Annotated in this window: 17 protein-coding genes; 8 read left to right on the top strand and 9 right to left on the bottom strand. The window is 33.8% G+C overall.

The genetic code is table 11. The features are described 5' to 3' along the window. Nucleotides 1-166: 166 nt before the first annotated feature. Nucleotides 167-1042: a LysR family transcriptional regulator gene (locus PB01_RS01400; RefSeq protein WP_151698524.1), complete on the top strand. Its 876-nt coding sequence runs from the start codon at nucleotides 167-169 to the stop codon at nucleotides 1040-1042. Between the two features lie 259 nt (nucleotides 1043-1301). Here the strand turns inward: PB01_RS01400 and PB01_RS01395 are convergent, their stop codons facing one another. Next, a complete protein-coding gene (locus PB01_RS01395; protein ID WP_225986133.1) occupies nucleotides 1302-1505 on the bottom strand; it encodes a hypothetical protein in 204 nt (67 codons plus the stop codon). Nucleotides 1506-1831: 326 nt separating this feature from the next. Between PB01_RS01395 and PB01_RS01390 the strand changes: the two genes are divergently transcribed. Beyond that, nucleotides 1832-2245, top strand: coding sequence for a VOC family protein (locus PB01_RS01390; protein WP_151698522.1), 414 nt, complete (start codon nucleotides 1832-1834; stop codon nucleotides 2243-2245). Nucleotides 2246-2891: 646 nt separating this feature from the next. On the opposite strand, the gene PB01_RS01385 is transcribed toward PB01_RS01390, so the two are convergent. Further along, the gene (locus PB01_RS01385) at nucleotides 2892-3110 is read right to left on the bottom strand and encodes a hypothetical protein (protein WP_151698521.1); all 219 of its coding nucleotides are present in this window, start codon (nucleotides 3108-3110) and stop codon (nucleotides 2892-2894) included. Nucleotides 3111-3535: 425 nt separating this feature from the next. Here PB01_RS01385 and PB01_RS01380 point away from each other — a divergent pair, with 425 nt between their 5' ends. Genes PB01_RS01380 through PB01_RS01370 form a run of 3 tightly spaced genes read left to right on the top strand, consistent with a single transcriptional unit; the run spans nucleotide 3536 to nucleotide 6211 of the window. Continuing rightward, nucleotides 3536-3718, top strand: coding sequence for an antitoxin (locus tag PB01_RS01380; protein ID WP_151698520.1), 183 nt, complete (start codon nucleotides 3536-3538; stop codon nucleotides 3716-3718). A gap of 11 nt (nucleotides 3719-3729) precedes the next feature. Continuing rightward, complete coding sequence (locus tag PB01_RS01375; protein ID WP_151698519.1) at nucleotides 3730-4713, top strand: DNA cytosine methyltransferase; 984 nt, start codon at nucleotides 3730-3732, stop codon at nucleotides 4711-4713. After that, complete coding sequence (locus PB01_RS01370; RefSeq protein ID WP_225986132.1) at nucleotides 4706-6211, top strand: DNA cytosine methyltransferase; 1506 nt, start codon at nucleotides 4706-4708, stop codon at nucleotides 6209-6211. The genes PB01_RS01375 and PB01_RS01370 overlap by 8 nt, the downstream gene beginning before the upstream one ends. A gap of 64 nt (nucleotides 6212-6275) precedes the next feature. Here the strand turns inward: PB01_RS01370 and PB01_RS01365 are convergent, their stop codons facing one another. Further along, nucleotides 6276-7439: a hypothetical protein gene (locus PB01_RS01365; protein ID WP_151698518.1), complete on the bottom strand. Its 1164-nt coding sequence runs from the start codon at nucleotides 7437-7439 to the stop codon at nucleotides 6276-6278. 134 nt (nucleotides 7440-7573) lie between these two features. On the opposite strand from PB01_RS01365, the gene PB01_RS21845 reads away from it, so the two are divergent. Both PB01_RS21845 and PB01_RS21840 read left to right on the top strand, forming a co-directional pair. After that, entirely contained in the window at nucleotides 7574-7747 is a 174-nt protein-coding gene (locus PB01_RS21845; protein ID WP_192797427.1) for a DNA cytosine methyltransferase, read from the top strand. Between the two features lie 208 nt (nucleotides 7748-7955). Then, nucleotides 7956-8204, top strand: coding sequence for a DNA cytosine methyltransferase (locus PB01_RS21840; protein WP_192797426.1), 249 nt, complete (start codon nucleotides 7956-7958; stop codon nucleotides 8202-8204). A 333-nt stretch (nucleotides 8205-8537) separates the two neighbouring features. On the opposite strand, the gene PB01_RS01350 is transcribed toward PB01_RS21840, so the two are convergent. The 3 genes from PB01_RS01350 to PB01_RS20760 form a co-directional block, all read right to left on the bottom strand. After that, nucleotides 8538-8858 carry a hypothetical protein gene (locus PB01_RS01350; RefSeq protein WP_151698516.1) on the bottom strand — a complete coding sequence of 107 codons (321 nt, stop codon included), beginning with the start codon at nucleotides 8856-8858 and terminating at the stop codon, nucleotides 8538-8540. 197 nt (nucleotides 8859-9055) lie between these two features. Next, complete coding sequence (locus PB01_RS01345) at nucleotides 9056-9244, bottom strand: hypothetical protein (RefSeq protein ID WP_151698515.1); 189 nt, start codon at nucleotides 9242-9244, stop codon at nucleotides 9056-9058. Between the two features lie 619 nt (nucleotides 9245-9863). Then, complete coding sequence (locus PB01_RS20760; RefSeq protein WP_192797425.1) at nucleotides 9864-10019, bottom strand: hypothetical protein; 156 nt, start codon at nucleotides 10017-10019, stop codon at nucleotides 9864-9866. Nucleotides 10020-10307: 288 nt separating this feature from the next. Between PB01_RS20760 and PB01_RS01340 the strand changes: the two genes are divergently transcribed. Then, nucleotides 10308-11273, top strand: a complete 966-nt coding sequence (locus PB01_RS01340; protein WP_225986131.1) for a thermonuclease family protein — start codon at nucleotides 10308-10310, stop codon at nucleotides 11271-11273. A 155-nt stretch (nucleotides 11274-11428) separates the two neighbouring features. Here the strand turns inward: PB01_RS01340 and PB01_RS01335 are convergent, their stop codons facing one another. The 3 genes from PB01_RS01335 to PB01_RS01325 form a co-directional block, all read right to left on the bottom strand. Next, nucleotides 11429-12043 carry an NUDIX hydrolase gene (locus tag PB01_RS01335; RefSeq protein WP_151698514.1) on the bottom strand — a complete coding sequence of 205 codons (615 nt, stop codon included), beginning with the start codon at nucleotides 12041-12043 and terminating at the stop codon, nucleotides 11429-11431. 545 nt (nucleotides 12044-12588) lie between these two features. Continuing rightward, complete coding sequence (locus PB01_RS01330) at nucleotides 12589-12828, bottom strand: hypothetical protein (protein ID WP_151698513.1); 240 nt, start codon at nucleotides 12826-12828, stop codon at nucleotides 12589-12591. Between the two features lie 128 nt (nucleotides 12829-12956). Then, nucleotides 12957-13223, bottom strand: a complete 267-nt coding sequence (locus PB01_RS01325; RefSeq protein ID WP_151698512.1) for a hypothetical protein — start codon at nucleotides 13221-13223, stop codon at nucleotides 12957-12959. Nucleotides 13224-13303: the final 80 nt, after the last annotated feature.

Genomic DNA, 13303 nt, shown 5'->3' with positions numbered 1-13303 from the left:
TTCATTTTATCCTAATTATTGATTACTGATATTCCAATAAGGAATATTCAATATTACTGTTTTAAATATTCTGGTTAATAATTCAATTAAAATAATTCAATTATTGCTATATAATTATTTTATCTAATATATAGCTTTAGAAATAAACAGGAAAGGTTGTTACTTAATGGAGATTCGACACCTTCAGACATTCCAAATCGTAGTAGAAGAACAAAATCTAATACAAGCAGCTATGCGTCTCAATTACTCGCAACCTACTGTTACAAAACATATACAACAGTTGGAAGATGAGATTGGCTTACCTCTTTTTGAGAAAGTGGACAATCGAAAAAAATTAACTAAATCTGGTGAAATTCTATATGACCATGCAAAAAATATTTTAAGTGAACTGTTTACTCTACAAAGGAAAATGGAGGAATCTAAAGGAGAAAAACAAATCATTCGCGTTTGTGGATTAGATGAATATTGTGCCCGCTTTTTTCTGCCACAAATAGTAAATTTCCAAAAAAAGAACCAAAATGTTCTGATAGAAGTTTATTCTATTAATAGTAGTGATGATGCACTGAAAAAGGTAATTCTTAATGAGGTGGATTTTGCTATTATTAATGGAAGACCTTTAAACTCCGATATTTCCTATCAATGCATTGATTATGTCAACTTGGTGCTGTTTGCTTCAAGTGAAGTAGCTAATGACACTTCTAAAATAGAAGAATATCTAGCAAAATTTCCCGTTCTGGTTGATCTTAGGGCTCCTTTTATTAAATTTGAAATATTAAAAAACGGAACGCATTTTCCAAATATTATTCACTGTAATAGTGATGAAGCAATTAAAGATGGAGTTCTCAAAAATCCATATCTCGGAGTCATAGGGACAGGCAGAATTAAAGAAGAAATCGAATTAGGAACTGTCACTATTTTGGAAACGTATACTTCAAACGTTCCAGTCAAACTCATTGCTCTAACAAAAAACCTAAGTAACCCGATTTTTCAAGACTTTTTTAATTTGATTAGTGAGGCATCTCGTTCGAAAGGCAAAAACTAAATGGATAAATTTATAAATTCAAGTTTAATAACTACTATCGGATGACACGGTTTTTATGTGAGGGCAATGAAAAACTTACGTTCTTATTAGTTTTAATTGTTCCTAAACAAGAATAGGCAACTTTTCGTTCAATTTTGAACGAAAGTTGCCTATTCCTTTGCTTATTTTTACTCTTTTTCTCTTTTTCTTTCAAGAGTGTTAGAATCCGTTTGAGATTAACCGAAAAGAATGCTTTGGTTCCTGGCATCAAACACTAATATTAACGCCGTGCACCATATTCTTTCTTTATTCTTGATATTTTATAAATTTGATTGCTTACTGGCATTGCTTTAAAGCGATTATAAAACATCGGGAGGACGAGACCCACATAATCATCTAAAAATTTATTTTCCATCCTTTCTTCTATTAGTACTCTATACTTCACCAAAGCACTTACAATCAGCTTTTCATTTGGTTCAGACATACTAATTGTCTCTATATGTTGGATCATTCGTTTCTTAGACCGTAAAATCTTTTCTACTTTTTTTCATAGTCTTTCGTATTTTTAATTTCCACTAGCATATTTACTACCGTTATTACTTCAATCATTTGTAATCCTCCATGCGCGAATGCCTGATCTCTTACTCATGGTAGCATATCATTTTAAGGTACCAGGTTCTAATATAATTCGAAATTGTTTTAGAACCTGGTGCCCTACACTTCTACCGCTCACATATTATTAGTTTTTAAAATAGTGTGTTAAAATATTCATTATTGTTAATATACTCAAATAATAAAGGAGAAATAACCATGCCAAAACAGTTTTGGATTAACTTGCCGGTAAAAGACATCAATAAATCGAAAGAGTTTTATAGCAAGGTTGGATTTTTGGTTAATGAGCAACATGGCATTAGCGGTCAAGCGCAATTAATCATCGGAGATAATAATGCTACTGTCATGCTTTTTCCAGAATCTACATTCAAAAGCTTCACCAATCATGAAATTGTTGATACAAAGCGAGCTACGGAAGTACTGCTATCCGTTGATGCTGACAGCAGAGAAGAAGTTGATGAAATTGCTAAGAATGCAGTAGAGGCTGGGGGTACAATATATGGAGAACCTTCAGAAAGTCAAGGATGGATGTACGGCTGCGGTTTTACTGATTTGGATGGTCATCGGTGGAATGTGTTGTATATGGATATGAGCAAAATGCCAAAGGGCTGAGATGAATTATAAGCTAACAGGTGTGTTTGCGTTCCAGGAGGGCTGCTGCGGCAATCTTTTTTCTTATTATACTCCCTGGAAGTCTAATGGAAGAATTAAATAATATAAGATAAGCTCAGAGCCATAAACTCTGAGCTTTTTTACGTGGGAAATATAAGGACGGTTCTCATGTTCCCTTTTACGATTTGCGTGCAAGTTTTGGATGTTTTTTAAAATCTTCTCTAATGTCTTTTTTCCAAGTTCGAACTAATATTTCCCTTTATGAAACGATGTGACAACTTCATTCAGTTCTTGGAAATTTAGCTAGGTTTCTTCTATATCTGCGTGATATTCTACGGTATCATTGAAAGATACCCTATTTTAACTATTTTCACAGCTCACATTACCTTAACTTAGTGTATGCGCGCCTTTCCGCATACAAGGAACATTCTGCACAAAGTTTCACTTTTTTACCTGTAGAATCTTTATAGAAGCGGTATGGACCAGCTTTACGCTTACATATAGAACATTTGGATTTAAAAAAACTGAACATAAGCTGACCATTGCTCCTTTCATAGTACTTTTTTTAATATCATTGCAACTGAACCACTTGTTCTCCAGTCTATTGATTCCTCAAAGTTATAAAAATATTTATGCTACTTCGTATTCACTCTGCTTCTTTTAAATCATCAATAACTTTATTGATTTTGTTTAAAAACTGCGTGAGTTCAAGTGAATGATAGAGTTGCTCCATTGTAGTGAAAACTTGATCAGCATCATCAAGGTTTTGAACTGGCATAGTATTTGAATATATACGGGTATATTTCCTGCCTTCTTCATATCCCATAGCTCTTATAAAGATTCCTTCTAATGCTAACCTTTCCAATACTTTAACACGATATAGATGCTCTATAGGTCCTACCTCTACAATGAGGCGGATAGATGATTTTTTTTTCTAGACCAAGCAATAATAGGTGCATGCAACCAGTAATCCCGAGGCACTTTATAAGCTTCAGATAGTTCTCACCACGAAGATTGAATAAAATTTGGGACACTTCTGAGAACATAGTATGAATGTTCTTCAAAATTTAAACGAGATACTAGCGAAAAAACAAGCAGCATAATTTAAAAAAACGGGAATTTCAACTACGGAGTAGTCTGGACTTTTGAAAAATGCGATTTATGAAATTGATTCAAATAAATATTCTTTTAAAAAAACAAACGTTCTCATTTTAGTTCCTTTCACCTTTTCAATCAGGGTCTAAAATGGTATACTGATTATATTCATTTAATTGGTTGGTGATTATTATCTTGTCCAATAAAAAAAGAGGCAGACCGGCAGGCAAAATTAAAACATCAAAAATCGAAATTACTGTAGAGCCAAAATTGAAAGAAGAATTCATGGCAATTGTTCATGGCAATAATCAATACTGCTCTATTTTAATTCGTGAGTGGATTATTGATTATATCGATAGAAATAAAAAGCGAGATTAAGGAGGGATTTTATGACAACAACAGTTTCACTTTTTAGCGGTTGCGGTGGATTAGACCTTGGATTCATTAATGCTGGATTCAATATCGTTTATGCTAATGACTTTGATAAATATGCAGTTCAATCATATACACACAACATTGGAAATCATATTGTTAGTGGAGACTTATCGCAAATTGATGCTACAGATATCCCTACACATGACGTTTTAATTGGAGGATTTCCTTGCCAACCATTCTCTATGATGGGAACCCAACAAGGCTTTCTAGACAATATACAAGGAACATTATTTTTCGACGTTGCTCGAATTATCGCTACACACCTTCCTAAAGTAGTCGTATTGGAAAATGTAAGGAATTTACGTACCCATGACCAGGGAAGAACTCTGAATACAATCATTAATACTTTAGAAGATCTAGAATATACAGTACACATCAACATATTAAATAGTTTAGACTTTGGCGTTCCACAAGTTCGAAACCGCTTGTTTATCGTATGTATTCGCAATGATGTAGCAACTAATATGGAAACTCCCTATACATTTCCAACTCCTTCTACACTCGACACTACACACGTCAACTTACAAAGTATATTAGAGAAGGACGTCGATCCTAAATATTATTTAAGCCATAGAATTCTTCCTACAATTCTAGCCCACGGTTCTGGTAATTATTATTCAAGGTCAGAAATTGATTTAGCGATTGCTCGTCCCTTAACCGCAACAATGGCTAAAATGCATAGGGCTAATCAAGATAACTATGTAACAGTTCCAAGTGCACGTGCAGAAGCAGTCGGGAAAACTAATGTACGGCGACTTACTCCTCGGGAATGCGCTAGACTTCAAGGATTCCCAGATAGTTATGAGATAGTAGTTTCTGACACACAAGCTTATAAACAATTTGGAAATGCAGTAACGGTTAATGTAGCAGAAAACATTGCTAATAGTATATTAACAACAATCCCAACGCTACATTTACGGGAGGAACTACATGTTTAAAGCAATTGAAGATATAAAAAATGCTACTGATGAAAAAAAATTCATTGAATACGTTGAAGATGCTTATAAACATCTACAAGTTCTCATTCGCTTGTTACCTTCAAACATTCGTGAAGGAGAAATAGTGGCTAGATTAATAGAAATAGGTTTCATTAAAAACTCAGATACAACAGAATTATTCACAAAATTATTACAAAAAAAATCAAAAATCAATATAGACGAGTTCTTCAAAATGTTATCAGTTCTTGATCATACAAATGGTCTTTGTCTAATCCCTAAAATTTGCAAAAGTTGTCGAACAAAAAAAATTGAAATTGAAAAACAAAGCAAAAAGCCTACTTTGGTTGACCTATTTTGTGGCTCCGGTGGCATGTCATTAGGGTTTACACAAGCGGGATTTAGAACCATTTTTGCCAATGACATTGAACCAAGCTGTATTGAAACCTATCTTTATAACCATCCAGAAGTTGAACCTGATAGGGTTTTTCTGGGAGATATTCAAGACTTTTCAGAAACTGTGAGCAGCTACACTTTGTCCGAGAGTGTAGATATAGTTATTGGAGGTCCGCCTTGTCAAGGCTTTAGTAATGCCAACCAACAACGCATGATTGACGATCCTAGAAATAGACTCTATAAAGAATTCGTTAACGTAGTCGCAACTATTCGTCCATCTTTTTTTGTAATGGAGAATGTAATTGGAATGAAAAATATAGCTGAACAAATCATTGGAGATTTTGAAAACATTGGATACAAAGTTAGCTTTGAAGTATTGAATGCCGTTAATTTTGGAGTACCTCAACAACGAAAACGAATCATTTTTATAGGAAATAAAATAGATGTAGACAATGAGGTTATTTTTAAAAAAATCCATAAAAAAAACAGGTTAATTGATATGAAATCCTTAAAAGATGCTATTTCTGATTTACCTGCACTTAAGGCATTAAACATTAAGAATGCAACAAACCACGAATCTAAAGAACACGGTTATTTCATTACTCCTATGACCAACTATCTTGAAAATTCTTATTTAAGTAACATTAATAGTAGTCAAACACCGCAATTTATATATAACCATAAAGCCAGGTATAATAATGAACGTGATATCGAAATCTTTTCGCGTCTTCATCAAGGCGATAAATCTGATGATCCTAAAATTGCTGATATTATGCCCTATACTAACCGAACGGACATATTCAAGGATAAGTATTATAAATTAATTTATAATCAACCTTGTAAAACGATTACAGCGCATATGAAATTCGATTGTAATATGTATATTCATCCAACCCAAGCACGAGGTTTGACACCTCGAGAAGCTGCTCGTGTTCAATCATATCCAGATGATTATTACTTCAAAGGTTCCTATACGAAGACATATATGCAAATTGGAAACTCAGTCCCACCATTAATGGCTAAGTGCATAGCTAGCGAAATTATCAATTATCTTCAAGTGAAAAAAGAAGATGAGCAATTAATTTTCCCATTAAGTTCTAAATAACCTAGTAACCTTGGAAAGCCTTCATAGGGTGTCCTTCAACAAGTGCCTTATGAAGGCTTCAACACTATAGGTTACTTAATCCACTTAAAAAATCCAAAGATTCAGAATCACCAAAAAGCTCACCTTGTCCATTTAACCAAATGACCAAACAATTATTTTGCTTCAACAAATCTATGTGAAAACTGGAAATTTCAGTTTCAAAAAAAGCTATTTTCAATTTAGTAGTATTTGCAAATTGTTGTGTTCCCAAAAACTCGTAATATAAAAGTTGACCTAATGCTAAACGTACCTGTTTCGCTTCATCTACTGCGGTACCATCTAATGTCTTTGCTTCAAAAATTAATGTATCAACATTCTCTCTAACAGCTAAACAATCAATGTTACCTTCAAATAATGAAAATCCATTCGATTCCAAATATGACGCCAGTACTCTTAACATTTCTTGATGTCTTTCAGTTCTTTCTCCCCTTATTAAGATGCCATCAGATAAATTAAATTCAATTTGGCTAGTTATTCCTTCAGCCATCTCTGTGCGATTAAATTTAGCTATGTTTTCTGCCGTAACCTGACTCAACCTTATTCTAAACTCTGGGTTTGCAGCAGATTGTTGATTTCTAGTGAATAATGTACTTCCTCCATTTACTAATTCTGTACTTCCCGCAAAAAATTTCGGCAAACCTATTGCTAAATAACCTCTCTCTGTATCAGAGTATTCCAAAAGTACTAGAATATCATTAGGAAATAACCCATTTCTGAGCATGGCAAACGCTTCTCCGTCTAGTCTTTTTTTCGATAATTGAACTTGTGTACCTCCATGCCCTATTTTCTTTAGGGTATTAGATGTATAAATTAGTGTTTCACCTGTCACTACAGAACTTGGAATACTTTCTCCATTTCTTCTAAATTCGGCTATTCCGTTGAGATGTTCTAAATTTGAACTAATTAATTCAACTCTGATATTTTCGTCATCTGTATTCCCTATTACCCTCTCAAGAAATGAACTTTCATAAAAAAACTCCATTGATTCACCTGTAACATGTATATGTGTTTGTTTACTCGTGTAGTCAGTAGGCCTGTTTTCTCTTACTACATTGACATTAGATAATATGATTGTTAACCCGCGATTAAAGCTCTCAATGTTTAGGACTTCATCTATGCATGTTTGATCAGAACCAATTGACAATAAATAATTTCTACATATTAACATCAAACTATCGGTGATTGGCAAATCAAATACCCCCTCGTATATTATAATATTACTATACACATTTAAAATATATCTTTCACCTATTTCTTTTGATTCACATAAAATTCCATTATACTACCATTAGTTCTATCTTAATTACTAGAAATTCATATAAGGTGAAATTTAAGCTTGTCAACTCTCGCTCTTTCGGTGTTCCACAATTACGTGTACAAGTGTTCATTCTAGGTATGCGAGAAGATATTGATTTCTACTATCAATTTCTCACTCCTACTCATGGATACGGTAAGAACCAGCAATCTTTTTGTCACACTACACGATTCTATTCATGATTTAGAAAATGATCTGGATAAATGTTCTGAAGGAAGCTTTTCAACTATCTACCTTTCTCGCAATCGTAAAAAACTTGTGGTGAGCAAAGCTTCACCATTCAGGCTTAAGGTAGGAAAGTACTATTACATACAGGTGATGAAGCTATGAAAAAAACAGGTGCTGATCAATGGATATTACCTGGTGGATTGAATATGTATAGACCTTCCTGTGAAAGTAATTGCTCGAATTCAAACATTCCCAGACTTGTTCCAATTTTCTTACGGAAACAACTCCAGCGTTAGTCGAAACGGCAGAGTTGATAAAATATACAAACAAATCGGCAATGCAGTTCCAATAGTACTAGCAAGAGCCATGGCTTCTCCAATTGCCCATTGGAGCACCAAAAACTTAAATACCGTTATGGATAATCGCAACGTATCTCAGCAATTAAGCCTATTTTATGAGATTGAGATTTAACAATTAAAAACTGATGATTATGATCCATAGATGAATACAAACGAATCAAATAAACTAGAAAAACAGTTAATACGTATATAATAAAAAGAAGACTTTATTCTAGAAGTAACTTTGTCTCAGTAACTGCTCTAGAAGAATTTGGGCCTAGGAAAGAATTATTGGAGTGGGGAATGCAAGGAGCTAGTTTCCTACTTCACCTTCGTTCTAATTGCCACAAAATATTTTAATCATCTTTGCATCTTTGCGATTTGGACATACGACTTAATTTTAAATATGTCGTATGTCCAAATATCCAAATGACGAAAAGTTAATCATTTTTTATGTAATTTGAATTCATATAAGAACCTTACCTTTATCGTCTTTTATATCTATTAAGTACTGACAAAATGTTTCAATTGCTTCTTTTTCCTCCACTGGCAATTGCATATATTCTTCCTCATGTTGCTCTGATAACTCTTGCAGTTCCTTGTAACTAACTTCTCTTTTATGCACAGTACCTTGTATCTCAATAGCCTTTTCCTTCACATCGGCTAGATTCGTAAATGCATATGCCTGTTCTTCATCTTCTGTGTAGGTAGCTATACCATCTGTATGTTTGTAGTAGCGCTCGCCTATTTGCACAACATAATAAATAACCTTTTCCAGTGAATCCAAGGTGAACCTCCTTTCCTTTAAGAATGAATGGTTTTCATTTCTCGCATATTCAATTTATCCATTATACAACAGGTTTCATGAGATAAGATTATCAATTGAGTTTTTCTAGTTCGAAGTCGATTTCTGTAATTTAAATGGGTTTGGCATAAACATAATACCTATTACAACCCAGAATACATTGTAAGTAGTAATTTCTCTTATTCCACGTTCTTTAATTTACCTTTTTTTATTGCCCTTCTTCCAGAAACAACACCCACAAGCATCGTAAGTCCACCCAATACTTTAATTATTATATTATCCATCAGCTCACCACGAATGGTTATATTTAACAATGTACTACCAAAGAAAATTAAGATAATACTAATAAAAACCTTTATATATTTCACCGGTTAATACCTCCTTATATTATCCCTATGGAGTTATGTCCAATAGCTTTAATACCGCGAAGACAATTGTTATTAATGATAAGATCACTTCAATAAGGAAATACCTTCTATACTTTTCTTTGTATTTCCAAGAGGCTAATATGAGCATTAAACCTAGAAGAATTAAAGAAATACTCGTTAATTTTGGATAAAAAGCTGAAGGTATTATTAATAAAAAAGATTAATACTAATATTAACTTTTGAATCTTTCTATTACCCAATTCATTTTTTCCCATTTGATTTTCGATATTCATTGCCCCACTCCTAAAAGTTTCTCCTACCTCTTTATTAAAAGTGGCAGTGGCTACTTCCTTTGCTATCTTCTACAATTACAGACGTTATACCTTCTTGTTTTTGTTGGTTAACCATAAAGTTATAAGTATTATTCACCTGGCATGTAGCCAATTACTTCATTGTTTTTAGGGTAAACAAATATTAATGGTGCTGCTACTGCATCTTCTAAAGTAACAATTAATATCTCTTTTCCATTATAAGTTTCATCTAAATTTTTATAGCTATCATCAGCAACTGCTTTCTTTACTGTTGCACTTCCCCAATTTTCCTTAGAGTAATTATGGTTTCAACCTTGCTCTACTATAAAATCCCATACAACTTCTCTAACGCTTTCGTAACTTTCATTAACCAATGTATTATCTGAACCATTATCATTTGAACAACCAACAATTAGCAATAATGACAACATAGTTATTGCTAAATATAAAATTTTTAACTTCATATCCCTCACTCTCCCCTTTTAATGTTTTTTCATTATTTTTAACCGATAAAGCATTAGTTTAAGTAAGATACTTCAAAATTGACAGTTTATTTTAACACCACTACTAAATTTATGCGATGTTCCCGGGAAGTTTTCTATTCAAGGTTTCTTCCAGACCACCGAACTTGATATATTTAACGTGTTATACTTTTACAAGCTGTGTCAGCCACAATTTTAGGAACAATTGATTCTGGCACAGGGATACTTTTAGAAAAGTCCCCGAAATTTAATAGAAAATAGGAGTTTTATATGGGTGCCCAAAAAGAAAAAAAGCCTTCCAAAGAAGGTTTAGTTAAAAGAAATAGAATGGGTAAGATCTACGGTGCACTTTTATTAATCTCGTTCATTGTTAGTCTCTTCTTTTGGCTAGAGCAAAAAAATAATCAAGATCAAAGCGAAGATGAAGTAGAAAGCGCAACGATTACTAAAGAGGAAAATATAAACTCAACTGTTGCACCAGCAAAACAAGTGGATGAAGACACTGATAAAGAAAATACCCTTCCTATTTCCGCTACAACTAAGTTGAGTGAGAAAAAAGATGAGCTGAATAGTTCGATAAGTACGGTTTTAACTTCTGCAGTTGTCACTCGCGTTGTTGATGGGGATACGATTAAAGTAAAAGTGAATGGTAAAGAAGAGACTGTACGCATGATTCTTGTTGATACACCCGAAACAAAACATCCTAAACTAGGTGTCCAACCATTCGGACCGGAAGCAAGTTCTTTTACAAAAAACGCTTTAACTGGTGAAGAGATAGAGCTTGAAAAAGATATCTCTGAGCGTGACAGGTATGGACGATTGCTCCGGTATGTGTGGATAGATGGAAAACTTTTCAATGAAACATTAATTGAAAAAGGACTTGCTCGTGTAGCTGTTTTCCAACCAGATGTGAAGTACATTGACCAATTTAGAGAATTACAACAAAAAGCGCAAAAACAAGGAATTGGGATTTGGAGTATCGAAAACTATGCGCAGGAAGACGGTTATCATACGGAAGATAAAAAGTCTGCAACAACGACAACTTCACAGCCCAAACCGAAACCAGAAGAAAAAACGACTTCTGATTCTTGTAATATAAAAGGAAATATTAGCTCAAGCGGTGAAAAGATTTTCCATGTTCCTGGAGGTCAATTTTATAATGTTACAGAACCAGAGGAAATGTTTTGTAGTAAAGCTGCAGCACTGGCTGCTGGATACCGTGCTTCGAAGAGGTAATTTTCTGTAAAATTACACCTCTACATTTCCATGCCATCTAGATATTTATACAGAAACAACTCCTCTCTTGCTTGTCGTAGAGGAGTTGTTTCTTCATATTCAATTGAAATGACTAATTTGAATTGATTGCATCATAGGGGTAATCTGCTATCTTCTTACTTAATCGTCTCTATAAAATGCTTTAAAATGCTAGCAGTTAAACCCCAGATTGTATACTTCTCATAGTCATAAAACCATTCTTCTATCACCCGTGATCTCCACTGATACTTATCTCCGTTTACTATTTTTTCATAGGGGAAATCGGTTAAGGGCATTGGTTGAATGGATACTGTATGCATATAAGGTTGATAGTTCAGCAACCACTCGACGGGTATCGTGAATATTTCTTCCACCTCTTGTTTGTTAAAGGAATGGATTTGATGGTCATCGATGGTCGCTACAAATGGATACACAACGAAAGATGACGATGGAATATATGCACTCAGCTGCCCCAGAATGTTGATGTATATTGGGTCGACACCCAATTCCTCATGGGCCTCTCGTATGGCTGAGTCTAATGGCGATGCATCTGTTGGATCGATTCGACCACCTGGAAAACTAATATCACCTGGTTGATTTCTCATTGTTAGTGAACGCACTTCAAAAAGGACATGCCATTCTTCATTCACTTGAACAAGTGGGATCATAATAGCGGAACGCAGTGCTGTCTCCTCTCCGATAAATAGAGGTTGATTTTGATTTAACTCATTCTTCAGCTTATCCAGGAACATTGAATCTCCTCCAAAAAATCTAGGAGTATCTACAAGAGAAACGCTTGCAGATACCCCTTCTAATTTTCACAGTCATTTCTATTAATATTGGTTGAATCATCATTCTGAAACTTCAACTTCCAATGTCGATTCACCTACAACTGCAAATAGGCGCTCTGCGAAGATATTAATTACTAACTATGCATAGTTTTGAAGATGGTAATGGACTTACAGACTGTGCTCTTGTATCTTATATCCTATCTACTGCAGATTATAATACAAAAGGGTTCCATTTAATCGAGGAATATTATTTTGAAGATTTGTAGAGCTTTTATCAATATTTACAAATGGGGATACCTACTTTATATTTGGACGTGAAATTCTAATGAATGTAGCACAATTGGTTCCGAAAAAACCCAAACTTTCTATTAAGTTCGCGAACTCTACTACTGATTCACTTATTTAGAACCAATAGAAAAAACCTAGCTACCGAAGACCCCGTATCAATCATCAATCTAATAGCAATTGAGCCTGACACGGGAACCCGGAACAGCGGATGCTCTATCTTAGAACATCCCTTTAGCAGGGTCAATTCCAATAACTTTTTCACCATCTATCTCTAAACATAAATAATAATGATCAACTTCTAAACCAGTAGAATTAGTAATAATGTCATGAACATTCTCTTGTAGTTTGAAAGTTTTTTCTCCAAGATTTAAAGGTATAGTAAGATTAAGTCCAGTATTTATGGAGTTTGTTTTATCAGAACTCTTCAGATATACTGCTTCAGCACTTTCACTGTACAAAGAGCTAAGCAATACTAAGAATGTAAGTATTCATTTGATTCATTCATTTTCAAAAAAGATTGATCATTTTTGTGTTCCTTAATAAAGTAATTACCAGTTAGCAGAATGGGGACTTAACATAATCAACTCTAATATAATGCCAGAATGGATAGAACAATACAAATACCTGCTAATATAAATAAAATGAGTGAGTTTTTAAGACTCTTTCTTAATTTAAAACCATAAGCACAAAAAAAGATAGCAGCAGCTAATTTGGAACAACTTTGAAAATAAACACTATCTGAGAAAAATGAACTACTAAAAACAATCGAAGCAAGCAAGGTTGTAGAGATTAACATTTTAAACCACAAAGGCTCTTTTAAGAATTGCTTAATCATAAATTTTACTCTATGCATCAGGGTATAACCACCTTCATGAAAATTTTCATTCAGATATATCATATGGTATTCCCAACATAATGGATTAATTCCCCTTG

Origin of the sequence: Psychrobacillus glaciei, assembly GCF_008973485.1 — a bacterium.
Lineage (GTDB): Bacteria > Bacillota > Bacilli > Bacillales_A > Planococcaceae > Psychrobacillus > Psychrobacillus glaciei.
The sequence above is the reverse complement of the archived record's forward strand: the minus strand, read 5'-3'. Positions and strand labels throughout refer to the sequence as shown.